This window comes from Stenotrophomonas maltophilia group sp. RY12688, assembly GCF_052149045.1.
Classification (GTDB): Bacteria; Pseudomonadota; Gammaproteobacteria; order Xanthomonadales; family Xanthomonadaceae; genus Stenotrophomonas; species Stenotrophomonas sepilia.
On the sequence record NZ_CP197389.1, the window covers coordinates 2,711,887 to 2,737,833 of the forward strand.

Genomic DNA, 25,947 nt, shown 5'->3' on the forward strand with positions numbered 1-25,947 from the left:
GGCCGCCCATTGTCCTCAAAAAACGAACTGTTCGCTCAGGATCCGGTCTTCCAGGTTGTGCTCCGGGTCGAACAGCAGGGTCACACGACGGTCCCTCGACTCGCGGATGGTAACCTCGACCACATCGCGGGTCTCGTGCGAATCAGCGGTGACGCTGACCGGACGCTTGTAGGGATCGAGCACGCGGAAGCGCACTTCGGTGTCGGCCTTGAGGATCGCCCCGCGCCAGCGTCGCGGCCGATACGGAGCCAGCGGCGTCAGCGCGATGGTATGCGACCCCAGCGGCAACACCGGGCCGTGCGCGGAATAATTGTAGGCGGTACTGCCGGCCGGGGTGGCCACCAGCACGCCGTCACCGATCAGCTCGGCCACCCGCTCCTGGCCGTTGAGGTCGATGCCGATATGGGCCGCCTGCCGGGTCTGGCGAAGGAGCGAGACATCGTTGTACGCCAGCGAGCCGGTGCTGGTCCCGGACTCGGTCAGCGCCACCATTTCCAGCGGGCGCAGGTTGGCCGGTTCGGCACGCGCAATGCGGGCCTGCACGTCATCGTCGCCACGGTACTGGTTCATCAGGAAGCCAACGGTGCCCAGCTTCATGCCGAACACCGGCTTGCCCAGGTGCCCGTGCCGGTGCAGGGTCTGCAGCATGAAACCGTCGCCACCCAGCGGGCACAGCACGTCGGCCTGCTCGGGCGCGTGATCGCCATAACGCGAGATCATCGCCGCGCGGGCCATCTGTGCAGGTTCGGCGGTGCTGGCCAGGAAAGCGATGCGGGGGGTGTCGCTCATCAGGCGTGGGGCCCTGGAAGTGTGGATAGAGCATACCTCGCCACTGCTCCAACGCAACTGAGGTTGCCGATTCCAATGCTGCCTGTCTGACTTCCGATTCCCAAGCGATGCCCTCCTCTGCACGCCACCAAGTAGAACGCCTGGGCGACGGCGGCCACAGCCCTCCAGAACCGGCCTACGCCCAAGGCTGATTGTTCCTTCGCTCCCTGGATGTGCGGGGAAACAATCGCGTTGGGCCCGATACCAACTACATCGTGGATGACGGAAGCCGCACTTTTGCGGGCAGCCGTGACCGCTTGGCACACGCGAACAACGTCGCGGAGGTTTCCATCTGCTCGAGGTGACTCTGTAAAAAATCCAACACATCGAAGGCTGCTCGCATCGTTTACCGACAACGTCCGATAGCTCCCGTCCGGTACTGCACCGACCATGCAGCAGCGTACTCGCCGTTCCGCGGCTGATTGCGCTCCACCCTTCAGAGAGAGAGGACACATGAACTTCAAGCACCTCAGCCTTGCGTTGGCGGCACTACTGCCGTCCTGGGCCAGTCTTGCCCAAGACGCAGCCACTTCTCAGCAAACCGCAGCGGCAAAGGCCCATATCGGCTTCCTGAGCCCGGCATCAAACGCCTACCGCGAGCTGCTGCCGGGCAACTATACGAATCTGTACTTCACGCTACGCAATGATGACTGGCAGGACCGGGTGCGGCTGCCCACCTCGCTGTCGTTGTCCGAGCGTTCCATCTATCTGGCCAACCTGGCGACATCGCCCCGCCATCTGGAGGTCGACGGTGTATTCACCCATCTGCCCTCAGAGGTCAGAAAGGTGATGTTGCCCGCCGGCCAGAACCTGGCCGTCAGCAACAGGATGAGCATGGCCTGGCGCCTGTCCCCGAAGCACCTGCGCGAGATCAATGGCCCGAACGAAGCGCGCTGGCGCATTCCTTCAAACGGACGCAAGCTCGCAACGGTACTCAATCTCCGTGATGGGCAGCATGTCGGCCAGGTGGGCCTGCCCGACGGCGCACACTCCTATGACACGGTTACCATTCGGCACACGGCAACGTGGCCGAGCTCGGTCATCGCAGCCGATACGCAGTTCCCGCGCTCGAACCTGCGGATCGAGTCGGGTGACGTGCACCACTACGTCTTTGATCCCTTCTTCCGCGTGTGGAAACTGAATCATGCAACCTATCGCCCCGTACTTCCGAATGACGCATCGCGAAAGACGAGTACGGCACGCACACTGGTCACGGCCACCAACGAGAACTTCCGGGGCTACCATCTGAATTTCCCCGATAGCCCCTCGGACCGTGATCGCCGGAGGTTCAAGATCGCTGACTCGAAGGTGATCGACCCAGGCTATGGACTGAAGATCAGCGCTGGCAACATCTTTGATCGCGAGGCCCACATCTGGACCCGCCCTGGCGAAGCGTTCGAGTTCATCTTCGTCAACGACAACGGCCCTGGCTCCGGTTACTGGCACGCACTTCGCTTCCCGGTACAGCGCATCGACGTCGACAAGGAGCGTGGTGGCGAGGTCGACAACGCCGCCGCACAGCTCACCTGGGTGTCCACGGGCGGGGGCACGGTCACATTGCCGAATGCGCACCAGCGCCTGACACGCTTGGTGGTGGAGAATGTCACCGGCGTCCGGCCGCATCCGACACCAAGGACGACCACGATTGTCGGCCCCGGAGTGTCGGACAAAATCCTGCCGGGCGAGCAGGTGTCCTATCGCCTCAGGGACTACAAGTGGATTCGTGAAACGACCACTGTCGACGTGGTGTTTGCCGTTTCCGACCGCCTCGGCGAGATCGGTTCGAAGGACATGGCACTGGAATTAATGCGTGAAAGCCTGAAGAAGACGAACGATGCACTGGACAACTCCGGCGCGACCTTCCGCTTCCGTGAAGCGGCGGTGCGAAATATCACCGTGCCGTACTACCTGCCGACCTATGCCATTCCCGAGTGGATCGCCAACCACGCATCGCAAGTGATCAGCGACAGCGGTGCCGATGGGGTCTTCTTCGGTGGCGTGGCCGATGGCTGCAACGGCGTCCACCACTCCAAGCCGCGCAAGCAGTTTGCGGTGGCAATGAACCTGCTCTGCTCCACCGACATGCTTCGTGAGGAAATGGGCAAGGCACTGGGCTTGAAGGTCAATGGCATGCAGGGCGTTCCGGTCATCGGCGCCGGCAACAAGCTGCCGCTGTACCCGACGCCGTTGCGCTTCGTGGACGATGGCAACCGCGCCATCAACCCCGGCCAGCGCGACGAAGTGCAGCACATGAACGGTGTCGCCGCCGAAGTCGCCCGCTACGGCCACGCGCGTTGATGGACTGATTGCTGGCAGCCATCGGCGGCCAGCGGCCCCGGATACAGAACGGCCCCGCTTTCGCGGGGCCGTTCCTTTTCTCCACGCACGCCGGGCACGGCCCGGCACTACGTCACTTATGCACCATGCGCGGCCAGCTGGCCCAGGCGCTGCACCGCGACCGAGACGGTCGGGTAGTCCAGGGTCTTCTGCTCGGCCAGTTCGGCCAGCATCGCCAGGGTGAAGCGCAGGCTGTTGTCGTCGCGGCCCATCCAGGCAGCGACCTTGGCCTCGGCACTGTTGCCCTTGGTGCCCAGCACCTGGCCGGCCAGGTTGCGGTGGTTGGCTGCCAGCTCGTCACGCAGCACGCCACGCGCCACCGCGTGCCAACGACCGTTGACCTCCAACGCGTCGACCTGCTCGAACAACCACGGCAGCTGCAGGGCATCGCCCAGGCGGAAGTGGACCTTGGACACGTCCACCGGCTTCAGCTTGCGGGTGCGGGCCAGTTCGATGATGTCGAACGCCGGCTCGAGGAAGTGCAGTTCGGCCAGCTGCTGTGCCAGCGCGGACGGCAGGCCCTTTTCCTTCCACTCGGCCACCAGGGCTTCGTAGGTCGGACGCTGCGAATCCGGCAGCACGCCCGAAGCAACGCGAATGTCGTTGAACGGGCCCTGGTAGCGGTTGACCGCCTCGGTGATGCCCGGCATCGCGCCCGGGCGCGACAGCAGCCAGCGCACGAACGAACGCTGCAGCTTCCAGATCACTTCCAGTGCGTCGATCTGCACCGACTCCGGCACCTTGCCGTCGAGCGCGTCGATCTGCGCCCACAGTGCGCGTGCATCAAGCGTTTCACGGCTGATGGTGTAGGCCTTGGCGACCTCGGCGATGGAACGACCGGTGTCTTCCTGCATGCGCATCAGGAAGGTGGCGCCCATGCGGTTGATGGTCTGGTTGGTCACGGCCGTGGCGATGATTTCGCGCTTCAGGCGGTGACGCTCCATCGCGTCGGCGTACTTCTTCTGCAGCGGGGTCGGGAAGTAGCGCTGCAGTTCCTTGGACAGGTACGGGTCTTCCGGGATGTCCGAATCCAGCAGCTGGTTGAACGCCACCAGCTTGGAGTAGGACAGCAGCACCGACAGTTCCGGACGGGTCAGGCCCTGGCCGCGTGCCTTGCGCTGCGACAGCTCGGCGTCGGACGGCAGGAACTCGATCTGGCGGTCGAGCAGGCCCTGCTGTTCCAGGGTGCGGATGAAGTGCTGCTTGGAACCCAGGCGCTTGACCGCCATCCGCTCCATCAGGCTCAGCGCCTGGTTCTGGCGGTAGTTGTCGTTGAGCACCAGCTCGGCGACTTCATCGGTCATCGACGCCAGCAGCTTGTTGCGCTGCTCGACGGTCAGCTTCTTGGCCCGCACCACATCGTTGAGCAGGATCTTGATGTTGACTTCGTGGTCGGAGGTATCGACGCCGGCCGAGTTGTCGATGAAGTCGGTGTTGAGCAGCACGCCGGCCTGGGCAGCCTCGATGCGGCCCAGCTGGGTCATGCCCAGGTTGCCGCCCTCGCCCACCACCTTGCAGCGCAGCTCGCCACCGTTCACGCGCAGCGCGTTGTTGGCGCGATCACCGACATCGCTGTGCTGCTCGCTGGCGGCCTTGACGTAGGTACCGATGCCGCCATTCCACAGCAGGTCGACCGGTGCCTTCAGGATCGCGCTCATCAGATCGTTCGGCGACAGCGCCTTGACGTTCTCGTCCAGGCCCAGCGCTTCGCGCACCTGCGGGGTGATCTCGATCGACTTCAGGCTGCGCGGGTACACGCCGCCGCCCTTGCTGATCAGCTTGGTGTCGTAGTCCGCCCAGCTCGAACGCGGCAGGGTGAACAGGCGCTCACGCTCGATGAACGACGTGGCCGCATCCGGATTCGGATCCAGGAAGATGTGGCGGTGGTCGAACGCAGCGACCAGGCGGATATGGCGCGACAGCAGCATGCCGTTGCCGAACACGTCGCCGGACATGTCGCCGACGCCGACCGCAGTGAAGTCCTGGCTCTGGCTATCACGACCCAGCGCACGGAAGTGGCGCTTGACCGATTCCCACGCGCCGCGCGCGGTGATGCCCATGCCCTTGTGGTCGTAACCGACCGAACCACCGGAGGCGAACGCATCGCCCATCCAGAAGCCGTGCGCGATGGCCAGGCCATTGGCGATGTCGGAGAAGGTCGCCGTGCCCTTGTCCGCGGCCACCACCAGGTACGGATCGTCCATGTCGTGGCGCACGACATCCACCGGCGGCACGATCTTGTTGTTGACGATGTTGTCGGTGATGTCCAGCAGGCCCTGGATGAACAGCTTGTAGCAGGCCACGCCGTTGGCGAAGATCGCATCGCGGTCGCCGTTCACCGGCGGGGTCTTGGCGAAGAAGCCGCCCTTCGCGCCGACCGGCACGATGACAGTGTTCTTGACCATCTGTGCCTTGACCAGGCCCAGCACTTCGGTACGGAAGTCTTCGCGACGATCCGACCAGCGCAGGCCGCCACGCGCAACCGCGCCGAAGCGCAGGTGGGTACCTTCCACGCGCGGGCCGTACACGAAGATCTCGCGGTACGGGCGCGGCTTCGGCAGGTCCGGCACCAGCGCCGAATCGAACTTGAAGCTGATGACATGGCCGTGCTGGCCGTTGGCATCGGTCTGGTAGTAGCTGGTACGCAGGGTCGCGTCGATCACGCCCATGAACGAGCGCAGGATGCGGTCCTCGTCCAGGCTGGACACGCGATCCATCAGCTTCAGCAGTGCATCGCGCGTGGCCTGCATCTGCGCGTCGCGGTCCCCCTTGCGGGCATCGACCACGCTCTTGAGCACCTTCAGGGTGGCATCGTCGCCAGCGGCCAGCACATCGAAGTGGGCCTTCAGCTGGGCCTGACCGGCCGCGATGTCGTCCTTGCTCTCATGGCCGGTGGCCGGATCGAAGCGGGCCTCGAACAGTTCGACCAGCAGGCGGGCCAGCAGCGGGTAACGCGCGAAGGTGCCTTCCACGTAGGCCTGCGAGAACGGCACGCCGGTCTGCAGCAGGTACTTGCAGTAGCCACGCAGCATGGCGACCTGGCGCCAGTGCAGGCCAGCAGCCAGCACCAGGCGGTTGAAGCCGTCGTTCTCGGCGTCGCCGTGCCAGACGCGGGCGAAGGTCTCGCCGAAGGCTTCATCGACACTGGCGGCATCGATCACGCCAGCGGTCGACTCGACCTCGAAGTCCTGCACGTACACCGGCGCGTTGTCGACCGACAGGCGGTACGGACGCTCGGCGATCACGCGCAGGCCCATGTTTTCCATCATCGGCAGCGCGTCCGACAGCGGGATGTCATCCAGCTGGCGATACAGCTTCAGGCGCAGGCCATCGCCGCTTTCGCGCGGCACGGCCTGCAGGCTCAGGCGCAGGTCGTCCGGGCCGGTCAGCGCGTCGAGCTGGCTGACATCGTTGGCGGCAACGGCGGTGCTGTTGTCTTCGATGTAGCCGGCCGGCAGCGCCTTGCCGATGCGGGCGGCGATGCGCAGGCCTTCGGTCTCGCCGTGGCGGCTCACCAGCGCTTCGCGCAGGTCGTCCTGCCAGTTGCGCAGCACCTGGGCCAGCTTCTGCTCCAGTTCGGCGGTATCGACGTCGAGCATTTCACCCGGCTTCGGGCGCACGATCAGGTGAACCTGCGCCAGCGGCGATTCGCCCAGCACCACCGAGCTGTCGACGAACTCGCCGTGCAGCGCGTCCTTGAGCATCGCTTCGATGCGCAGGCGCACATCGGTGTTGAAGCGCTCGCGCGGCAGGTAGACCAGCGCGGAGATGAAACGGCTGTACTTGTCACGGCGCAGGAACAGGCGGCTGCGCACGCGTTCCTGCAGGCCCAGCACGCCCATCGCGGTGCGGAACAGTTCGTCCTCGCTGGACTGGAACAGTTCTTCGCGCGGCAGGGTTTCCAGGATATGGCGCAGGGCCTTGCCACTGTGGCTGGCCGGGGCCAGCCCGGACTGCTTCATCACATGCTCGTGGCGCTGGCGCACCAGCGGGATTTCCCACGGGCGACGGTTGTAGGCGCTGGAGGTGAACAGGCCGAGGAAACGCTGCTCGCCGATGATCTTGCCCTTGGCGTCGAACTCCAGCACGCCGATGTAGTCCATGTAGCCGGCGCGGTGCACGCGCGAACGGGCATTGGTCTTGGTCAGGATCAGCGCATCCTTCAAACCGGACGTGGTATTCAGGCCCTGCGCGGCCAGCGTCTTGACCGGACGGGCGGCGGACTTGTCCTTGCCGCGCATCAGGCCCAGGCCGGTGTCGTTCAGCGGCGCGAGCACCTCTTCCTTGCCCTGCTTCTCGACGCGGTACTCGCGGTAGCCGAAGAAGGTGAAGTGGTTGTCAGCGGCCCAGCGCAGGAACTCCTGTGCTTCCTTGCGCGACGCGTCGTCGACGGGCAGCTGGCGGCTGCCCAGGTCGTCGGCCAGTGCCAGCGCCTTGTCCTTCATCGGCTGCCAGTCGCGCACGATCGCACGCACTTCATCCAGCGCCTTGTTGATGGCCTGCTCGATGGCGGCCATCGCATCGGCCGGCTGGCGGTCGATTTCCAGCAGCATCACCGACTCGGCATCACCTTCGCCGACCTTGACCAGCTTGCCGGCCTTGTCGCGGGTGAAACGCAGTACCGGGTGGCCCAGCACGTGGACGCCCACGCCCTGCTCGGCCAGTGACATGGTGACAGTATCGACCAGGAACGGCATGTCGTCGTTGACGATCTGCAGCACGGTATGCGGCGATTCCCAACCGTTGGCCTTCGCGGTCGGATTGAACACGCGGACGTTGGCCTTGCCAGCCTTGCGGGCCCGGGCGAATTCCAGCGTCTCAGCCGCGAGAGCGGCCCACTCTTCAGCGCTGTGGTGCGGGAACTCGTCCGACTCCATGCGCTTGTAGAAGTCAGTGGCGAAGGCCACTGCTTCGGCCTGTGCGGCCGCGGGGTAGCGCTTGCGCAAGGCCGTGTACACCGGCTCCAGGGAGAAACCAGCGGTCACTGCGACCTCCGACTCTGCTGGTTTCGTCTTGTTTTTCACGGTCTTGGCTGCGGTTTTTTGCGGTTTCATGGCAGAGCGATGCGCTTGCTCAGTTGGGAAAATGAAATTGTAGCCCTACCGCACGAAAAGGCCTTGCTGCAGGACGGAATAAGCAGATTCGGGTTTGCTGCGGTTTAGACGCCTATTCAGTTCGCTCCGGTATGGAGCTGGCGCCTGCTTCAGCACTGCCGACAGGATCGGCAAAGCGTGTTACCGGAAGACACACGCGGCGACGCCGATTCGATTCCACAATCCTGAACTGGACGGTATAGTCCACCGCGTGAACCCGGCCTACCTCCCCGTTGCCCTCGACGCACGCGATGAGCGCGTGTTCGATGCCGTGCGCGAACTGCTGGCCCAGCAGGGCATCCAGATGAGCATGGACGCGGTGGCCCAGCATGCCGGCTGTTCCAAGCAGACCCTCTACTCGCGCTATGGCAGCAAGCAGCAACTGCTGCGCCGGGTAATGCAGCGCCACGTCGGCCACGCCACCGGGGCCATGGTTCGTGCACTCCGCAGTGACGACCTGCGTGCCAGCCTGCTCCAGTTCGCCACCGACTTCCTGGAGCATTTCAACCAACCGCACGTAGGGCAGGCCTGCCGGCTGATCGCGGCCGAGGCGGCCCAGTTTCCCGAAGAGGCGCGTACGCTGTACCGGCATGGTGCCGGCGCGTTGTCGCTTCATCTTGCTGAATGGATTGAAACCGTTTGCATGCAGGGCCAGCTCCGGCATGACGACCCGCACTTCATGGCCGAACTGCTGCTGAGCATGATCGCCGGTCAGGATTTCGACAAACAGCGCTTCCATACCCCCCACCGTGATGACGCGCTCTTGCGTCGGCGCTGGGCAGAGTTCTCCGTCGACAGCTTCCTGCGCGCCTTCGCGCCTCAGCCGTCGCCGGCCCCGTCTACAAACCAACCCCGGAGTTCCTCCTGATGACCGCCCCACTCCGCACCCTTGCCTTGACGTGCGCCGTTGCTGTCGCGCTGGCTGCCTGCAAGAAGCCGGAACAGCAGACGCCCCCGCCGCCGGAGGTGGGCGTGATCGACGCCAAGCCGCAGACCCTGCCGCTGCAGCGCGAACTGGTCGGCCGCCTGTCGCCGTTCCGCAGCGCCGACGTCCGCGCACGCGTGCCCGGCGTGCTGCTCAAGCGCGTCTACCAGGAAGGCTCGCAGGTCAAGCAGGGCCAGACCCTGTTCCTGATCGACCCGGCGCCGCTGCGTGCCTCGCTCAACGCCTCCGAGGCCCAGCTGGCCTCGGCCCGCGCGACCTACGCCAACGCCAAGGTCGCCGCCGACCGCGCACGCTCGCTGGCCCCGCAGCAGTTCGTCTCCAAGTCCGACCTGGACAACGCCGAATCGGCCGAGCGCACCGCGCTGGCCGCGGTCAAACAGGCCGAAGCGGCAGTGACCTCCTCGCGGATCAACCTGGGCTATGCCGAAGTGACCGCGCCGATCAGTGGCGTGGCCAACAAGCAGCAGGTCACCGAGGGCGCGCTGGTGGGCCAGGGCGATGTGACCCTGCTGACCACCGTCGACCAGCTCGACCCGCTGTACGTCAACTTCTCGTTGAGCGTGGACGAGCTGACCCAGCTGCGCGCGCAGCAGGCCAAGGGCGCGCTGGCGCTGTCCGGCGACGGCAAGGCCACGGTCAACGTCAAGCTCGCCGACGGCACCACCTATGGTGAGCCGGGCACGCTGGACTTCTCCTCGACCACGGTCGACCCGGCCACCGGCGCCGTGTCGTTGCGCGCGCTGCTGCCGAACCCGCAGCAGATCCTGCTTCCGGGCGCCTTCGTCAGCTTCCAGGCCAACCTGGGCGAGCGCAACAACGCCTTCCTGGTGCCGCAGCAGGCGCTGCTGCGCGATACCACCGGCGGCTACGTGATGGTGGTCGGCGCCGACGGCAAGGTCGTGCGCAAGAACGTGAAGACCGATGGCGCGCAGAACGGCAACTGGCTGGTCAGCGACGGCCTGGCCGCCGGTGACAAGGTGATCGTGGCCGGCGTGCAGAAGGTCAAGGAAGGTGCACCGGCGGTGGCCAAGCCGTGGACCCCTGGCCAGGACGCCAACGGCAAGCCGGCCGCAGGCGGCGCCGCCCCGGCGGGCGCTGCACCGGCTGCAGGCAAGGCACCGACCGACGCGGCCAAGCCCGAGCAGGCCGATGCGGCCAAGCCGGCCGCCACCGATTCGAACAAGCAGTAACGGGAACCTTCCGTCATGCCTAAATTTTTCATCGAACATCCAGTCTTCGCCTGGGTGGTTGCGATCCTGATCTCGCTCAGCGGCGTGATCGCGATCCTCAACCTGGGCGTGGAGTCCTATCCCAACATCGCCCCGCCGCAGGTCACCGTCTCGGCGACCTATCCGGGCGCCAGCGCCGATACCACGGAAAAGTCGGTCACCCAGGTGATCGAGCAGCAGCTGACCGGCATCGATCACCTGCTGTACTTCAGCTCCTCGTCCGCCTCCAACGGCCGTGCACAGATCACCCTGACCTTCGAGACCGGTACCGATCCGGACATCGCCCAGGTGCAGGTGCAGAACAAGGTCTCGCTGGCCACGCCACGCCTGCCTTCGGAAGTCACCCAGCAGGGCGTGGTGGTGGCCAAGGCCAACGCCGGCTTCCTGATGGTGGTGGCGCTGCAGTCCGATACCCCGACCATCAACCGTGACGCGCTGAACGACATCGTGGGCTCGCGCGTGCTCGACCAGGTCTCGCGCATCCCCGGCGTCGGCAGCACCCAGCAGTTCGGTTCCGAGTACGCCATGAACATCTGGCTGAACCCGGAAAAGATGCAGGGCTACGGCCTGTCGGCCAGCCAGGTACTGGCCGCGGTGCGTGCGCAGAACGTGCAGTTCGCCGCCGGCGCGCTGGGTTCGGATCCGTCGCCGGAAGGCCAGCACTTCACCGCCACGGTCTCGGCCGAAGGCCGCTTCAGCTCGCCGCAGGAATTCGAGAACATCATCCTGCGTGCCAACGCTGATGGCTCGCGCGTGCTCCTGAAGGACATCGCCCGCGTCGCCTTCGGTGCCAACAACTACGGCTTCGACACCCAGTACAACGGCAAGCCGACCGGCGCCTTCGCCATCCAGCTGCTGCCGGGCGCCAACGCCCTGAACGTGGCCGAAGCGGTGCGCGCCAAGATGGACGAGCTGCAGCCCAGCTTCCCGGCCGGCGTCACCTGGTTCTCGCCGTACGACAGCACCACCTTCGTCAAGATCTCGATCCAGGAAGTGGTCAAGACACTGTTTGAAGCAGTGTTCCTGGTGTTCCTGGTGATGCTGATCTTCCTGCAGAACTTCCGCGCCACGCTGATCCCGACCCTGGTCATCCCGGTGGCGCTGCTCGGTACCTTCCTGGGCATGTGGATGATCGGCTTCACGATCAACCAGCTGACGCTGTTCGCGATGGTGCTGGCGATCGGCATCGTGGTCGACGACGCGATCGTGGTGATCGAGAACGTCGAACGCATCATGACCGAGGAGGGCCTGGCGCCGAAGCCGGCCACGCAGAAGGCGATGACCCAGATCACCGGCGCGGTGGTGGCGATCACCGTCGTGCTGGCCGCGGTGTTCATCCCCTCCGCCCTGCAGGGCGGTGCCGCCGGCGAGATCTACAAGCAGTTCGCGCTGACCATCGCCATCTCGATGGCGTTCTCGGCGTTCCTGGCGCTGGGCTTCACCCCGGCGCTGTGCGCGACCTTCCTCAAGCCGACGCACAACGACAACCCGAACATCGTCTACCGCACCTTCAACAAGTACTACGACAAGATCAGCCACACCTACGTGGGGCACATCACCTCGGCGGTGCGCCATGCGCCGCGCTGGATGATCCTGTTCGTGGTGCTGACCGCGCTGTGCGGCTTCCTGTTCACCCGCATGCCGGGCAGCTTCCTGCCGGAAGAAGACCAGGGCTATGCGCTGGCGATCGTGCAGCTGCCGCCGGGCTCGACCAAGGGCCAGACCAACGAAGTGTTCGCGCAGATGCGTGGCATCCTGGAAAAGCAGGATGGCTATGAAGGCATGCTGCAGGTGGCCGGCTTCAGCTTCGTCGGTTCCGGCGAGAACGTGGGCATGGGCTTCATCCGCCTGAAGCCGTGGGAGGAACGCAAGTTCACCGCGCCCGAGTTCATCCAGAACATGAACGGCGCGTTCTACGGCATCAAGGAAGCGCAGATCTTCGTGGTCAACCTGCCCACCGTGCAGGGCCTCGGCCAGTTCGGTGGCTTTGACATGTGGCTGCAGGACCGTAGCGGTGCCGGCTACGAACAGTTGACCCAGGCCCGCAACATCCTGCTCGGCCAGGCCGCGCAGAAGCCGGACCACCTGGTTGGCGTGCGCCCCAACGGCCTGGAAAACGCGCCGCAGCTGCAGCTGCACGTGGACCGCGTGCAGGCGCAGTCGATGGGCATGTCGGTGTCGGACGTGTACAGCACCATCCAGCTGATGCTGGCCCCGGTGTACGTCAACGACTTCTTCTACGAAGGCCGCATCAAGCGCGTGACCATGCAGGCCGATGGCCCGTACCGCACTGGCCAGGAATCGCTGAAGAGCTTCTACAGCCCGTCCAGCCTGACCCAGAACGCCGATGGCACCAACGCGATGATCCCGTTGAACACGGTGGTCAAGTCCGAATGGGTGTCGGCGCCGCCGTCGCTGAGCCGCTACAACGGCTACTCGGCGATCAACATCGTCGGTTCGCAGGCACCGGGCACCAGCTCGGGTGAGGCGATGCAGACCATGGAAGGCATCGTCAACGACGACCTGCCGGCCGGCTTCGGCTACGACTGGTCGGGCATGTCCTACCAGGAAATCCTGGCCGGAAACGCTGCGACCCTGCTGCTGGTGCTGTCCATCGTGGTGGTGTTCCTGTGCCTGGCCGCCCTGTATGAAAGCTGGTCGATCCCGGTGGCGGTGCTGCTGGTGGTGCCGCTGGGCGTGCTGGGTGCCCTCGGCCTGTCGATGCTGCGCGGCCTGCCCAACGATCTGTTCTTCAAGATCGGCCTGATCACCGTGATCGGCCTGGCGGCGAAGAACGCGATCCTGATCGTGGAGTTCGCGGTGGAGCAGCGCGCAGCGGGCAAGAACCTGCGTGATGCCACCATCGAAGCGGCGCGCCTGCGTTTCCGCCCGATCCTGATGACCTCGTTCGCGTTCATCATGGGCGTGATCCCGATGGCGATCTCCACCGGTGCCGGCGCCAACTCCCGCCACGCCATCGGTACCGGCGTGATCGGCGGCATGCTGTTCGCCACCCTGCTCGGCCTGCTGATGATCCCGGTGTTCTTCGTGGTCGTGCGCCGCATGCTGGGCGACAAGCTGGACGAACCGTCCAAGGAGTTCATGGAACGCCAGCGCGATGCGGATGCCGCACATCGTCCGGATCGTTGATCCGGTGCTGCGCTGAGAACGAGAAGGCCCCGGAGCGATCCGGGGCCTTTTTATTGCCACAGTTGAATTCATGCCAACCCAGGTTGGCATCTACCGGAACAACGGCATTGCCGGTAGCCGCCAACCTTGGTTGGCGCTGTTCGGGCAACGCCTCAGCGCATCACCGCGACCACGGCGCACACCGCCACCAGAATCAGCGAGGCCCACTGCATGGGTACGAAGAAGAAATGGTGGGGCGCGGCCTCCCCCTTCCGCCGCGGCGCACGGTTGAGCCACAGGCCCAGCACCACGTTCACCGCTGCGCCGAGGCCTGCGCCCAACAGAACCTGTGACAGCGGAGTATTGCCCCTGGGGCCGTCATGCGGAAAGAAGTACGCCAGCAGCAGGATCGCTGCAATCGGCGTCACCAGCGTCATGATTCCCCAACCGCGATAGATCACGTCGTCATCCTCGAAGAAACGGACTGCATTAGAGCAGCATGCGTCTCTGCAGGCCAACGGCAATGACGTCATCTGGATGACCATCATCCACGCGTGGCGTGGACCTACCGCCGCGCCGCCATTGCGGCGGCGCGGCCCTGCGACTCAGCGCAGCCCGGTTTCGTTGCGGGCGATCACCAGGCGCTGGATCTCCGAAGTACCTTCGTAGATCTCGGTGATCTTGGCATCACGGAAGTAGCGCTCCAGCGGCATTTCCTTGGAATACCCCATGCCGCCGTGGATCTGCACCGCCTGGTGGGTAATCCACATCGCCGCCTCAGAGGCGGTCAGCTTGGCAATGGCAGCCTCATTGCTGAAGCGCTTGCCCTGGCCCTTCACCCACGCCGCGCGCAGGGTCAGCAGCAGCGCTGCGTCCAGCTTGCACTTCATGTCGGCAATCTTGGCCTGGGTCATCTGGAAGGTACCGATGGCCGCGCCGAATGCCTTGCGCTCCTTGACGTATTCAATCGTCGCTTCATAGGCGGCACGGGCGATGCCGATGGCCTGCGAAGCGATGCCGATGCGACCGGCATCGAGCACGCTCATGGCGATCTTGAATCCCTCGCCTTCCTGGCCCAGCACGTCTTCGGCCTGCGCCACGTAGTCGTTGAACTCGATCTCGCAGGTGGCCGAGGCGCGGATGCCCAGCTTGGGCTCGGTCTTGCCACGACCGAAACCGGCCTTGTCGGTATCGATGATGAAGGCGGTGATGCCGCGCGCGGCCTTGTCCGGCTCGCTCATCGCGAACAGCACGATGTACTTGGCCACCGGACCGGAGGTGATCCAGCTCTTCTTGCCATTGATGACGAAGGTGCCGTCGGCCTGCTTCACCGCGCGGCAGCGCATGGCGGTGGCATCGGAACCGGACTGCGGCTCGGTCAGCGCGAACGCGCCGATGGCCGTGCCTTCGGCGATGGCACGTACGTAGGTCTGCTTCTGCTGCTCGGTACCGTGGGTCAGGATGCCGTTGCAGAACAGCGAATTGTTGACCGACATGATGGTCGAATGGGCTGCGTCGGCGGCGGCGACCTCCACCATCGCCAGCACGTACGCAACCGGGTCCATGCCCGCACCGCCGTATTCGGTCGGCACTTCAATGCCCATCAGGCCGTTCTCGCCCAGCAGGCGGATGTTGTCCAGCGGGAACTCGCCGGTGCGGTCATGATGCTCCGCACTGGGGGCGATCTTTTCCTGCGCGATGCGCCGCGCAACGTCCTGCAGCATCAACTGCTCTTCGGTAAAGCTGAAATCCACAACACCCTCCCGGGTACATGAAGTTATGGGCCGCATACGGCGCGCCCAGGTGCTCCGATTGTACCGGGGCCCGGCAGTTTCCGTACGCTGGCGACTTGACCGCGACAGCCCCTTCAGCGAATATATCTCTATATCGCGATAGGTAGATGTTTATGGATCTGGAAGACTGGTCGACCCGCCTGAAGGTGTTCGCCGATGCCACTCGCGTGCGCCTGCTGGCGCTGCTGGAGCAGGAGGAACTGACCGTGGCCGAACTGTCGGCGATCACCCGGCTGGCGCAGCCGCGCGTGTCCACCCACCTGGCACGCCTGAAGGAAGCCGGCCTGGTCCGCGACCGCCGTGCCGGCGTGTCGGCCTACTACCGCTTCGACGAGGCCCAGCTGGACCCCGCGCAGCGTGCATTGTGGCATGCCTTGAGCAACGGAAGCGATGACCCGCTGCTGCGCCAGGACGCTGAACGCGTGGCCGCCGTGCTGGCCCACCGCGCCTCCGACCAGAACTGGGCCGACAGCGTGGCCGGCGACATGGAACGCCACTACTCGCCGGGGCGCACCTGGGAGGCGCTGGCCCGCACCGCGCTGCCGCTGCTTGAGACCGGCGACGTGCTGGATATCGCCTCTGGTGATGGCGTGCTGGCCGAACTGGTTGCCCCGCATGCCAAGCGCTACATCTGCATCGATACCAGCGCGCGCGTGGTTGCCGCCGCCAGTGAACGCCTGCGCCGCCTGCCCAATGTGGAAGTGCGCGAGGGCGACATGCATGCCCTGCCGTTCAAGGACAGCAGCTTCGATCTGGTCGTGCTGATGCACGCGTTGACCTACGCCAGCAAACCGGCGCAGGCAGTGACCGAAGCCGCGCGCGTACTGCGACCGGGTGGCCGCCTGCTGCTGTGCAGCCTGGCCCGGCACGAGCACAAGGCGGCCGTGGAGGCCTATGGCCACGTCAACCTCGGCTTCAGCGACAAGGAGCTGCGCAGGTTCGTCGACAAGGCCGGCCTGCAGGTGTCCAGCCTGGAGACGGTCACCCGCGAGAAGCGGCCGCCGCACTTCGAAGTGATTTCGCTGATCGCCAACAAGCCCTGAGCCCGAGACCGCCATGCCCGCCCTGCCCTGGTTGCATCCAGATCGTGCCAACGCCCTGCTCGACGCCCTGCGCGAGCGGATCCTGATCATCGATGGTGCGATGGGCACGATGATCCAGCGCCACGGCCTGCAGGAAGACGATTACCGTGGCGAACGCTTCGCCGGTGGCTATGACCATCTGCATGGCTCCGGCTGCGATCACGCCACACCGGAAGGCCATGACCTGAAGGGCAACAACGATCTGCTGCTGTTGACCCGGCCGCAGATCGTCGCCGACATCCACACCGCCTACCTCGAGGCCGGTGCGGACCTGGTCGAAACCAACACCTTCAATGCAACCTCGGTCAGCCAGGCCGACTACCACCTCGAGCACCTGGTGTACGAGTTGAACAAGGCCGGCGCTGCGGTCGCGCGCACGTGCTGTGATGCAGTGGCCGCAACCACCCCGGGCAAGCCGCGCTTCGTGATCGGGGTGATCGGCCCGACCAGCCGCACCGCTTCGATCAGCCCTGACGTCAACGATCCCGGCTTCCGCAACACCAGCTTCGACGAGCTGCGCGACACCTACCGCGAAGCCATCGAGGGCCTGATCGACGGCGGCGCCGACACCCTCATGGTCGAGACCATCTTCGACACGCTCAACGCCAAGGCCGCGCTGTATGCGCTGGAGGAAGCGTTCGATGCGCGCGGCGCGCGGCTGCCGGTGATGATCTCCGGCACCATCACCGACGCTTCCGGTCGCACCCTGTCCGGGCAGACCGCCGAGGCCTTCCACGCATCTCTCGCCCACGCCCGGCCGTTGTCGATCGGCTTGAACTGCGCGCTGGGTGCCGATGCGATGCGCCCGCATGTGGAAACCCTCTCGCAGGTCGCCGACTGTTACGTCAGCGCCCACCCCAATGCAGGCCTGCCCAACGCGTTCGGCGAGTACGACGAAACCCCTGAAGAGATGGCCACCACCCTGCGCGGCTTCGCCGAGGATGGCCTGTTGAACCTGGTCGGCGGCTGCTGTGGCTCCACCCCCGAGCATATCCGTGCAATTGCCAATGCCGTGGCCGGACTACCGCCGCGCGCACTGCCCGGCACCCGGGAGCAGGCCGCATGAACGTTGCCGCCACTGTCCCGCACTTCCCGCCCTACTGCTGTTGAGCCGACGCCTGCCATGACGCCTGTCCGCCCTACCCGCCTGTCCGGCCTGGAACCTCTGGTCATCACACCGGACCTGCTGTTCATCAATGTCGGCGAACGCACCAACGTCACCGGCAGCGCGCAGTTCCGCAAGCTGATCAAGGAAGGCCGCTACGAGGAGGCGGTGGACGTGGCCCGCCAGCAGGTGGCCAGCGGCGCGCAGATCCTCGACGTCAACATGGACGAGGGCCTGATCGATTCGGAAGCGGCGATGACGCGCTACCTCAACCTGATCATGTCCGAGCCGGACATCGCGCGCATCCCGGTGATGGTCGACTCCTCCAAGTGGAGCGTGATCGAGGCCGGCCTGAAATGCCTGCAGGGCAAGAGCGTGGTCAACTCGATCTCGCTGAAGGAAGGCGAAGCGCTGTTCCGCGAGCACGCGCGCAAGGTGCTGCGCTATGGTGCCGCGGCAGTGGTGATGGCGTTTGACGAGGCCGGGCAGGCAGACACCTGTGCGCGCAAGGTCGAGATCTGCACACGCGCCTACCGCATCCTGGTCGACGAGATCGGCTTCCCGCCGCAGGACATCATCTTCGACCCGAACATCTTCGCCGTCGCCACCGGCATTGAAGAGCACGACAACTACGCGGTGGACTTCATCGAAGCCACCCGCATCATCAAGCAGACCCTTCCGCACTGCCATGTCTCCGGCGGCGTCTCCAACGTCTCGTTCTCGTTCCGAGGCAACGAAACCGTGCGCCAGGCCATCCATTCGGTGTTCCTGTACCACGCGATCGCCGCCGGCATGGACATGGGCATCGTCAACGCCGGCGCGATGCCGATCTACGACGAACTGGAGCCGGACCTGCGCGAGCGTGTCGAGGACGTGATCCTCAACCGCCGAAGCGATGCCACCGAGCGCCTGCTGGAGATCGCCGAGCGCTACAAGGGCAAGAAAGGCGCGGCGAAGACCGAAGATCTGGCCTGGCGCGACAAGCCGGTGGCACAGCGCTTGGCACATGCCCTGGTACACGGCCTGGATGCCTTCGTCGAGGAAGACACCGAACTGGCCCGGCAGGCCTCCAGCCGCCCGCTGGACGTGATCGAAGGACCGCTTATGGACGGCATGAACATCGTCGGCGACCTGTTCGGCGCCGGCAAGATGTTCCTGCCACAGGTGGTGAAATCCGCGCGCGTGATGAAGAAGGCCGTGGCCTACCTGCTGCCTTACATCGAAGCGGAAAAGGCGCGCAGCGGTGACACCGCCAAGAGCAACGGCAGGATCATCATGGCCACGGTGAAGGGCGATGTGCATGACATCGGCAAGAACATCGTCGGCGTCGTACTGGCCTGCAACAACTTCGACGTGGTCGACCTCGGCGTGATGGTGCCGGCGCAGAAGATCCTCGATGCTGCCCGCGAGCACAACGCAGACCTGATCGGCCTGTCCGGGCTGATCACCCCGTCCCTGGAGGAGATGAGCCACGTCGCCCGCGAGATGGAGCGCCAGGGCTTCGACCTGCCGCTGCTGATCGGGGGCGCGACCACTTCGCGTGCGCATACCGCGCTGAAGATCGACCCGCACTACAAGGCGCCGACGGTGTGGGTGAAGGATGCGTCGCGCGCGGTTGGCGTGGCGCAGTCGCTGATCTCGCGTGATCTGCGCGAGGCCTTCGTTGCCGCCAACGAAGCCGACTATGCCGAAATCCGCGCACGCCACCGCAACCGGGGCGACGCCAAGCGCCTGGTCACGCTGGAACATGCGCGCGCGCAGAAATTCCATGGCGGCTGGGACAACTACACTCCACCGACACCGAATCAGCCCGGCCTGCACGTGTTCGACGACTATTCCCTGGCCGAACTGGTCCACTACATCGACTGGACGCCGTTCTTCCAGGCTTGGGAGCTGGCCGGCAAGTTCCCGGCGATCCTCACCGACGGGATCGTCGGTACCCAGGCCAGCGAGCTGTACAAGGATGCCCGTGCGATGCTCGAGCGCATCGTCGGCGAGAAGTGGCTGACGGCCAAGGCCGTGTTCGGCCTGTGGCCGGCCAACAGCATCGGCGACGACGTCCGCGTGCAGCACGCACAGGGCGAAACCACCCTGCACTTCCTTCGCCAGCAGGTGGACAAGCCAGCCGAACGCCCGGATTTCTGCCTGGCCGATTTCATTGCGCCGGCCGACAGCGGAAAGCAGGACTGGATCGGCGCCTTCGCCGTCACTGCCGGCATCGGCATCGACGCCCACGTCGCGCGCTTCGAAGCCGAGCACGACGATTACAACGCGATCCTGCTGAAAGCACTGGCCGACCGCTTCGCCGAGGCGCTGGCCGAGCGCCTGCACCAGCGCGTGCGTACCGAATTCTGGGGCTACGACCGCGCCGAGACGCTGGACAACGAGGCCCTGATCGACGAGCAGTACCGCGGCATCCGTCCGGCACCGGGCTACCCGGCCTGCCCCGAGCACAGCGAGAAGCGCCGCCTGTTCGACCTGCTGCAGGCTGAGAAGAACGCGGGCATGGAATTGACCGAGAGCTTCGCGATGCTGCCCACGGCCGCTGTCTCGGGCTACTACTTCAGCCATCCGCAGAGCCAGTACTTCGTGGTCGGGCGGCTCAGCCGCGAACAGGTCACCGACTATGCCCGGCGCAAGGGCGTGGACCGCGCCCAAGCCGAACGCTGGCTGGCCTCCAACCTCGACTACGACCCCGAATGACACAAAAAGGGGACGGAGGGGATTAAGTCGTTTGTGCATTAGCGACTTAATCCCCTCCGTCCCCTTTTTTGCTTCATCATTCGGCGATGACCGTTCCCGTTGCCCGCCTCTCAAGTTTCTACCTGTTCTACTACGCGGCGCTCGGCGCGTTCACGCCGTACTGGAGCCTGTTCCTGACCGCGCGCGGCATGAGCGTGACCGCGATCAGCGTGATGATGGGCCTGTGGTACGCCACCCGCGTGATCGCACCCAGTACCTGGACCTCGCTGGCGGCCGCATCACCGCGGCCGATCCGCCTGCTGCGCGTCGGCTGCGTGCTGACCCTGCTCAGCTTCGCTGCCTTCCTGCTGCCACTGCCGCAGCCGTGGATGTACCCGGCGATGATCGTGTTCTGCTTCTTCTACAACGCGGTGATGCCGCAGTTCGAGTCGATCACCGTCACCCACCTGGGAAACGACAGCCACCGCTACGGGTTGATCCGGGTCTGGGGTTCGCTCGGCTTCATCGCCGTGGTCACCTTGTTCGGCTGGCTGATCGAAGGCGATGGCGCCGGCAACCACGCCGGATTGTTGCCGTGGATGATGCTGCCCCTGTTCGTGCTGCTGGTTGCCTCGGCCTTCAGCAACCACTACGCGCGCGGCATCGGCAAGACTGCGGGTGACACCAGCGGCTTCTGGCAGATCGTGCGCCGACCGCCGGTGCTGGCGTTCTTCCTGGCCGCCTTCATGGAACAGCTGTCGTTCGGCCCGTACTACACGTTCTTTTCGGTCTACATGGACCATCACGGCTACCGTACCTCCACCCTTGGCCTGCTGTGGACCATCGGCGTGGTCTTCGAAGTGGGCGTGTTCTTCACCATCGGCCGCTTCTTCCGCCGCTACGACGCCAGCTGGATGCTGCTGATCGCGCTGGTCAGTTCCTGCCTGCGCTGGGCCGTGACCGCACTGTTCCCGGAGAACCTGCCGGTGATGCTTCTGGCGCAGACCGCGCACGCGCTGGGCTTTGCCGCGTTCTTCGCTGCAGCGATGCAGATGCTGGCGACCTACTTCCCCGGTCGTCTCAACGGCCACGGCCAAGGACTGCTGTACGGCTTTTCGTCCGGTGTCGGCGGTGTGCTGGGCGCGCTCATTGCCGGCCAACTGTGGAAGATCGACGACGGCCGCACCGCGTTCCTGGCCGGCAGCGGCTTCGCCCTGATTGGCGCCCTGCTCTGCTTCTTCGCGCTGAGCCTGCCGTTGATCCGTGCGCGGCGCAGCGGCGCACGCACGGGTTGAGCGCTCTGCCCCGCTTCAGTGCTGCCGCAGTACCTGCAGCAGCGACGGCAGCAGCACGCGGTTGCCATAGCCACTAAGGTGATCGCCATCGAAGTACAGCGGCCGGCCATCGCGCTGTGCCGGGCACAGGGTGGCATCGCACAACACCGGCAGCGGATCCCACATCACTGCGCCGGGCAGGCCATCAACCACCTGCTGCAGGCTGCCCAGCATCGGTGCACGCAGCGCATCCATGTCCGCGCGGGTGCTGTCGACACCATTGCGACAAATGGCGTTCCTGGCGTTGAAGGTGTCTGAACAGCGATACGGCGGTGCCGGCAATACCGGCTTGGGCGCTTCCAGCACGATACGCACGCCCTGTTCGGCCACAGGCTTCCACAGCGCGATCTCCTCGGGCACCTCGGCCGAGCGCAGTTCAGCCGCACGCGGCGATCGTTCATCCGCCAGCTTCTCGGCAGCATCGAAGAGGATGTACTGGTCGGACAGGCGCGGCATGCGCAGCGACACCAGCACTACCGCATCGCCTGCCCGTGCCTGGTGCTGGATGTCGGCGCGCACGGCAGCATCGTAGTCGCTGCAGCCACCACCAGCCCCCCGCCATCGCTGCAGGCTTACCTGCGGGCAACCACCGCGCCCGTACAGGATCACGGTAGCGCCCGTCTCAAGGGCTACGCGTCTCAACAGTTCGGTATATGCCATCGCATGCGAGTCACCGGCGACGAAGATCCGTTGCGGGAAACCCTCGACCCGCGCGTGGTCGCATGCGCGACGCGCGAATGAGCGGGCATTGCCGCCAGCGAACGGATGCTTGCCTGCCACCAGTTCGCAACCGGGATAGTCAGCCGCCGCACCGCGACCTTCCGGATACCAGTCGGCAGGATGTCGGGTGACCGTGCTCAACGAAATCCAGTGCGCCTCGCGATAGAGGCCGAACTGGATCCCGCCGGCACCTACCAACACTAGCGCCCCCATCACCACCCAGCGCAGCGAAGTCGCCCGCGGCGCCAACGGGCCACGGAAAGGCTGTTCCACCCAGCGCCACGACAGCCAGGACAACACGCCCACCAACAGCATCGCAAGAAGCATCTGCAGCGGCGTATCCAGGCCCACGGTCCAGCGCATCAGTACGAACACCGGCCAATGCCAGAGGTACAGCGAGTAGGACAGCAGGCCGATGCGGCGCATGGGCGCGCAGGCCAGCACGCGGCCGATCCAGGCCTGCGGATGGTTGTGCAGGGCCCACAGCAGGCCCGCCGTCGCGAAGGCCGGCAGCAGGCCGTCCGGCCAAGGTGAATGCCCGGCGCGCGCCGTCCACAGCGCCCAGCCCAGCAGGGCCAGCGACAGCGCGGCCAGCAGCGAGAACACCCACCTGCTGCGGGCCAGCGAGCGCTGGGTCAGTGGATCGAGCGATGCGCGCACGTGCAACAGCTGGAACAGCAGCACACCTGCGCCCAGCTGCCACAACCGCGTGGTCGTTGCGTAGAAGGCCCAGGAAGGCGGGGCCTCGCGCAGGCCCAGTACCGCCGCATGCAGCAGCGATGCGACGCTGACCAGCGCGAACAGGCCCACGCTGAGCCAGCGCCCACGCGCGCCCCGTGCCCAAGCCAGGAACAGCAGCGGAAATAGCAGGTAGAACTGCTCTTCCACACCCAGCGACCAGGTGTGGGTATAGGGATTGAACTCGGCCTTGGGCGCGAAGTAGTCGTTGCCCACCGCGGCCAACACCCAGTTGCTGAAGCCGAAGAAGGCCATCAGCCCGGTCTTGTCACTGGCCTCGCTCAACCACGATTCGGGGATGAACAGCACGCTGGCCACCGCGGTGACCATCAGGCAGGCAACCAGGGCCGGAGCGATACGGCGGATGCGGCGCGCGTAGAAGCGCAGCATCGATGCCCCCAGCGACAGTGGCGGCAGGCGGTGCACCGAAGCACTCACCACGAAACCGGAAATGACGAAGAACACGTCCACGCCGGTGAAGCCACCCGGGAGCCAGGCCGGATCCAGGTGGAACACGATCACCGCCAATACGGCGATCGCGCGCAGTCCATCGATGTGCGGTACGTAACCGCGCCCTGCATCAGCCGTCATCCTGCCCCTCCCCCAACTGCCACGTCGGCGGGCGTGGCAGGCAACTCAGTCCATTACCAGACCAGGTCGTCCGGCACCTGGTATTGCGGGTCCGCGTACGGATCTTCCTCGGCCGGCGCGTTCGGATCGACCTTCAGCGCCACCGATGCGGCGAACACCGCCTCGGACTGCGCCAGCACCTCGGCGGTCACCAGCAGGTAGCGGCCATTGAGCTGGACCACGCCCAGCTCACCGGCGTTGAGCGCGGTCAGCTGTTCGGCGGTCACATAGATGCGCTTGATCTTGCCGCCATATGGGAAGTGGCGGGCGATATCGGCCACTTCCGAGTTCAGGCTCTTGTCCTTCAGCAGTTCTTCCAGCTTGGCCTTGGCCTCGCGGCGCACACGCGCTTCTTCCTGCTTCAGGCGCTCGGTCTCGATGCGCTCTTCCTTTTCCTTCTGCGCGCGGATGGCATAGGCCTTGGCCAGGTCCATCTCTTCGGCGCTGCGCGGCTTGCGCGGGCCCTGCTGGCCCGGGCCACGCGACTGGCCGGGCTTGCCCGGGCCGCCATGGCCATGTCCACGACGCTCGCCGGGCGTGTGCTCGCCCTTGCCAGCGCCCTGCGGCTTTCCATTGCCGTTGCCACCCTTGCCCTGCGGGCGACCATCACGGCGGGGGCCATCATTCTTGCGCTCGGGCTTGGGCGCAGGCTTGAAGCCCAGGCCCATCAGCTGGTCGCGGAGGGTATCGCTCATAGGATTCGGATCAGTAGTGCGGCGGCGGCGGTTCGCTCGCCGGATCGGAAGAATTCAGCGCGTTGCGGACCTTGCCCAGGTCTTCCAGCAGCACGCGCAGCACGTCGGCGTTGCGCATGCCCTGCATGCGGGCATCGGCCAGCGCATCGCTCAGTTCGGCCAGCGCCTGTTCCTGGAAGGACACGCGCATTTCCAGTTCGACCAGGCGCGCTTCCAGCGCCTGCTCGCGTTCGGTTGGCAGCAGATCAGACATGCAGCGAGCGCCCCCGGCCAATGCCGTAGTACGCCAGGCCCGCCGCTTCCACATCCGCCGGCTCGTACAGGTTGCGGCCGTCGAACACCACCGCGTCCTTCAACTGCTCGCGCAGCATCTGGAAATCGGGGCTGCGGAACTGCTTCCACTCGGTCACCACGACCAGTGCATCGGCCCCCTGCAGCGCCTCGTCGGCACTGCTGCAGAACACCAGATCATCGCGCTCGCCGAAGATGCGCTGCGACTCGTGCATCGCTTCCGGATCGTAGGCACGCACCGTCGCGCCGCCTTCCCACAGCTGCGCCAGCAGGCGACGGCTGGAGGCTTCGCGCATGTCATCGGTGTTCGGCTTGAACGCCAGGCCCCACACGGCAAAGGTCTTGCCACGCACACCTTCGTCTTCACCCTTGTCGTAATGACGCTGGATGAGAGCGAACAGATGGCCCTTCTGCGCGTCGTTGACCGCTTCCACGGCGTTCAGCAACTTCGGCTCCAGGCCGGCCTGCTGCGCGGTGCGGGCCAGCGCCTGCACATCCTTGGGGAAGCACGAGCCGCCGTAACCGGCGCCCGGGTAGATGAAATGCCAGCCGATGCGCGGATCCGAGCCAATGCCCTGGCGGACCTGCTCGACATCGGCGCCGACACGTTCGGCGATGTTGGCGATTTCGTTCATGAACGAGATCTTGGTCGCCAGCATCGCGTTGGCGGCGTACTTGGTCAGCTCCGCCGAACGCACGTCCATTTCCACCACGCGGTCGTGGTTGCGGTTGAACGGTGCGTACAGGCGCCGCATCACCGCCACCGACTCGGCGCTGGTCGCGCCGATGATGATGCGATCCGGGCGCATGCAGTCGGCGACAGCGTCGCCTTCCTTCAGGAATTCCGGGTTGGACACCACATCGAAGGCGATGTCCGCGCCACGTGCCGCCAACTCTGCGGCAATGGCAGCACGCACCTTGTCGGCGGTGCCCACCGGCACCGTCGACTTGTTGACCACCACGGTCGGCACGCTCATGTGCCGCCCGATGGTACGGGCCACAGCCAGCACGTACTGCAGATCGGCACTGCCATCCTCGTCCGGCGGCGTGCCGACGGCGATGAACACGACCTGGCCGTGGCCGATCGCGGCCGCGGCATCGGTGGTGAACGCCAGCCGCGACGCCGCGTGGTTGGCCTTCACCATCGGTTCCAGGCCCGGCTCATAGATCGGGATGATGCCCTGGTTGAGGCCATCGACCTTGGCCTGGTCGATATCGACGCAGACCACCTGGTGGCCGACGTCGGCCAGGCAGGTACCGGTCACCAGCCCTACATAACCGGTACCGAAAATCGCAACGCGCATGTCCGTGCAGG

The 25,947-nt window shown here is 65.5% G+C and carries 16 protein-coding genes; 8 read left to right on the top strand and 8 right to left on the bottom strand.

Annotated elements, in window-relative coordinates:
- Positions 1-15: 15 nt before the first annotated feature.
- The gene (locus ACS0OT_RS12800) at positions 16-789 is read right to left on the bottom strand and encodes an NAD kinase (protein WP_005417415.1); all 774 of its coding nucleotides are present in this window, start codon (positions 787-789) and stop codon (positions 16-18) included.
- 492 nt (positions 790-1,281) lie between these two features.
- On the opposite strand from ACS0OT_RS12800, the gene ACS0OT_RS12805 reads away from it, so the two are divergent.
- Positions 1,282-3,126, top strand: a complete 1,845-nt coding sequence (locus ACS0OT_RS12805) for a hypothetical protein (RefSeq protein ID WP_442255843.1) — start codon at positions 1,282-1,284, stop codon at positions 3,124-3,126.
- 116 nt (positions 3,127-3,242) lie between these two features.
- Here ACS0OT_RS12805 and ACS0OT_RS12810 read toward each other — a convergent pair whose 3' ends face one another.
- Entirely contained in the window at positions 3,243-8,219 is a 4,977-nt protein-coding gene (locus ACS0OT_RS12810; RefSeq protein WP_235649368.1) for an NAD-glutamate dehydrogenase, read from the bottom strand.
- Positions 8,220-8,469: 250 nt separating this feature from the next.
- Between ACS0OT_RS12810 and ACS0OT_RS12815 the strand changes: the two genes are divergently transcribed.
- Genes ACS0OT_RS12815 through ACS0OT_RS12825 form a run of 3 tightly spaced genes read left to right on the top strand, consistent with a single transcriptional unit; the run spans position 8,470 to position 13,583 of the window.
- Entirely contained in the window at positions 8,470-9,126 is a 657-nt protein-coding gene (locus ACS0OT_RS12815) for a TetR/AcrR family transcriptional regulator (protein WP_005417420.1), read from the top strand.
- Positions 9,126-10,394 carry an efflux RND transporter periplasmic adaptor subunit gene (locus ACS0OT_RS12820; RefSeq protein WP_262219821.1) on the top strand — a complete coding sequence of 423 codons (1,269 nt, stop codon included), beginning with the start codon at positions 9,126-9,128 and terminating at the stop codon, positions 10,392-10,394. The genes ACS0OT_RS12815 and ACS0OT_RS12820 overlap by 1 nt, the downstream gene beginning before the upstream one ends.
- A 15-nt stretch (positions 10,395-10,409) precedes the next feature.
- Positions 10,410-13,583, top strand: coding sequence for a multidrug efflux RND transporter permease subunit (locus ACS0OT_RS12825; RefSeq protein WP_053499470.1), 3,174 nt, complete (start codon positions 10,410-10,412; stop codon positions 13,581-13,583).
- A 152-nt stretch (positions 13,584-13,735) separates the two neighbouring features.
- Here the strand turns inward: ACS0OT_RS12825 and ACS0OT_RS12830 are convergent, their stop codons facing one another.
- Both ACS0OT_RS12830 and ACS0OT_RS12835 read right to left on the bottom strand, forming a co-directional pair.
- Complete coding sequence (locus tag ACS0OT_RS12830) at positions 13,736-14,107, bottom strand: hypothetical protein (RefSeq protein ID WP_231109101.1); 372 nt, start codon at positions 14,105-14,107, stop codon at positions 13,736-13,738.
- A 60-nt stretch (positions 14,108-14,167) separates the two neighbouring features.
- On the bottom strand, positions 14,168-15,316 hold the full coding sequence (locus ACS0OT_RS12835) for an acyl-CoA dehydrogenase family protein (RefSeq protein WP_005417433.1): 1,149 nt from the start codon (positions 15,314-15,316) through the stop codon (positions 14,168-14,170).
- Positions 15,317-15,468: 152 nt separating this feature from the next.
- On the opposite strand from ACS0OT_RS12835, the gene ACS0OT_RS12840 reads away from it, so the two are divergent.
- The 4 genes from ACS0OT_RS12840 to ACS0OT_RS12855 all read left to right on the top strand — a co-directional run bounded on the left by ACS0OT_RS12840 (position 15,469) and on the right by ACS0OT_RS12855 (position 21,519).
- On the top strand, positions 15,469-16,398 hold the full coding sequence (locus ACS0OT_RS12840) for an ArsR/SmtB family transcription factor (RefSeq protein ID WP_049465810.1): 930 nt from the start codon (positions 15,469-15,471) through the stop codon (positions 16,396-16,398).
- 13 nt (positions 16,399-16,411) lie between these two features.
- A complete protein-coding gene (locus tag ACS0OT_RS12845) occupies positions 16,412-17,503 on the top strand; it encodes a homocysteine S-methyltransferase family protein (protein WP_065178607.1) in 1,092 nt (363 codons plus the stop codon).
- A 57-nt stretch (positions 17,504-17,560) separates the two neighbouring features.
- Positions 17,561-20,245, top strand: coding sequence for a methionine synthase (gene metH, locus ACS0OT_RS12850; RefSeq protein WP_279945922.1), 2,685 nt, complete (start codon positions 17,561-17,563; stop codon positions 20,243-20,245).
- Between the two features lie 86 nt (positions 20,246-20,331).
- Positions 20,332-21,519, top strand: coding sequence for an MFS transporter (locus ACS0OT_RS12855; protein ID WP_442255844.1), 1,188 nt, complete (start codon positions 20,332-20,334; stop codon positions 21,517-21,519).
- A 15-nt stretch (positions 21,520-21,534) separates the two neighbouring features.
- On the opposite strand, the gene ACS0OT_RS12860 is transcribed toward ACS0OT_RS12855, so the two are convergent.
- The 4 genes from ACS0OT_RS12860 to ACS0OT_RS12875 are packed head-to-tail and all read right to left on the bottom strand — an operon-like array spanning position 21,535 to position 25,936.
- Positions 21,535-23,607, bottom strand: coding sequence for an acyltransferase family protein (locus ACS0OT_RS12860; protein ID WP_164092712.1), 2,073 nt, complete (start codon positions 23,605-23,607; stop codon positions 21,535-21,537).
- Positions 23,608-23,660: 53 nt separating this feature from the next.
- Positions 23,661-24,341 (bottom strand): DUF2058 domain-containing protein, encoded by a 681-nt coding sequence (locus tag ACS0OT_RS12865; protein WP_139727353.1) that lies wholly within the window; start codon positions 24,339-24,341, stop codon positions 23,661-23,663.
- Between the two features lie 10 nt (positions 24,342-24,351).
- Complete coding sequence (locus tag ACS0OT_RS12870; RefSeq protein ID WP_005410256.1) at positions 24,352-24,594, bottom strand: SlyX family protein; 243 nt, start codon at positions 24,592-24,594, stop codon at positions 24,352-24,354.
- Positions 24,587-25,936, bottom strand: coding sequence for a UDP-glucose dehydrogenase family protein (locus tag ACS0OT_RS12875; RefSeq protein ID WP_053499456.1), 1,350 nt, complete (start codon positions 25,934-25,936; stop codon positions 24,587-24,589). The genes ACS0OT_RS12870 and ACS0OT_RS12875 overlap by 8 nt, the downstream gene beginning before the upstream one ends.
- Positions 25,937-25,947 lie beyond the last annotated feature (11 nt).

What these genes read in the sequence shown, in the direction of transcription:
- ACS0OT_RS12800 (WP_005417415.1), bottom strand. Translation starts at nt 789, where the DNA reads ATGAGCGACACCCCCCGCATCGCTTTCCTGGCCAGCACCGCCGAACCT.
- ACS0OT_RS12805 (WP_442255843.1), top strand. Translation starts at nt 1,282, where the DNA reads ATGAACTTCAAGCACCTCAGCCTTGCGTTGGCGGCACTACTGCCGTCC.
- ACS0OT_RS12810 (WP_235649368.1), bottom strand. Translation starts at nt 8,219, where the DNA reads ATGAAACCGCAAAAAACCGCAGCCAAGACCGTGAAAAACAAGACGAAA.
- ACS0OT_RS12820 (WP_262219821.1), top strand. Translation starts at nt 9,126, where the DNA reads ATGACCGCCCCACTCCGCACCCTTGCCTTGACGTGCGCCGTTGCTGTC.
- ACS0OT_RS12825 (WP_053499470.1), top strand. Translation starts at nt 10,410, where the DNA reads ATGCCTAAATTTTTCATCGAACATCCAGTCTTCGCCTGGGTGGTTGCG.
- ACS0OT_RS12830 (WP_231109101.1), bottom strand. Translation starts at nt 14,107, where the DNA reads ATGGTCATCCAGATGACGTCATTGCCGTTGGCCTGCAGAGACGCATGC.
- ACS0OT_RS12840 (WP_049465810.1), top strand. Translation starts at nt 15,469, where the DNA reads ATGGATCTGGAAGACTGGTCGACCCGCCTGAAGGTGTTCGCCGATGCC.
- ACS0OT_RS12845 (WP_065178607.1), top strand. Translation starts at nt 16,412, where the DNA reads ATGCCCGCCCTGCCCTGGTTGCATCCAGATCGTGCCAACGCCCTGCTC.
- metH (WP_279945922.1), top strand. Translation starts at nt 17,561, where the DNA reads ATGACGCCTGTCCGCCCTACCCGCCTGTCCGGCCTGGAACCTCTGGTC.
- ACS0OT_RS12855 (WP_442255844.1), top strand. Translation starts at nt 20,332, where the DNA reads ATGACCGTTCCCGTTGCCCGCCTCTCAAGTTTCTACCTGTTCTACTAC.
- ACS0OT_RS12860 (WP_164092712.1), bottom strand. Translation starts at nt 23,607, where the DNA reads ATGACGGCTGATGCAGGGCGCGGTTACGTACCGCACATCGATGGACTG.
- ACS0OT_RS12865 (WP_139727353.1), bottom strand. Translation starts at nt 24,341, where the DNA reads ATGAGCGATACCCTCCGCGACCAGCTGATGGGCCTGGGCTTCAAGCCT.
- ACS0OT_RS12870 (WP_005410256.1), bottom strand. Translation starts at nt 24,594, where the DNA reads ATGTCTGATCTGCTGCCAACCGAACGCGAGCAGGCGCTGGAAGCGCGC.
- ACS0OT_RS12875 (WP_053499456.1), bottom strand. Translation starts at nt 25,936, where the DNA reads ATGCGCGTTGCGATTTTCGGTACCGGTTATGTAGGGCTGGTGACCGGT.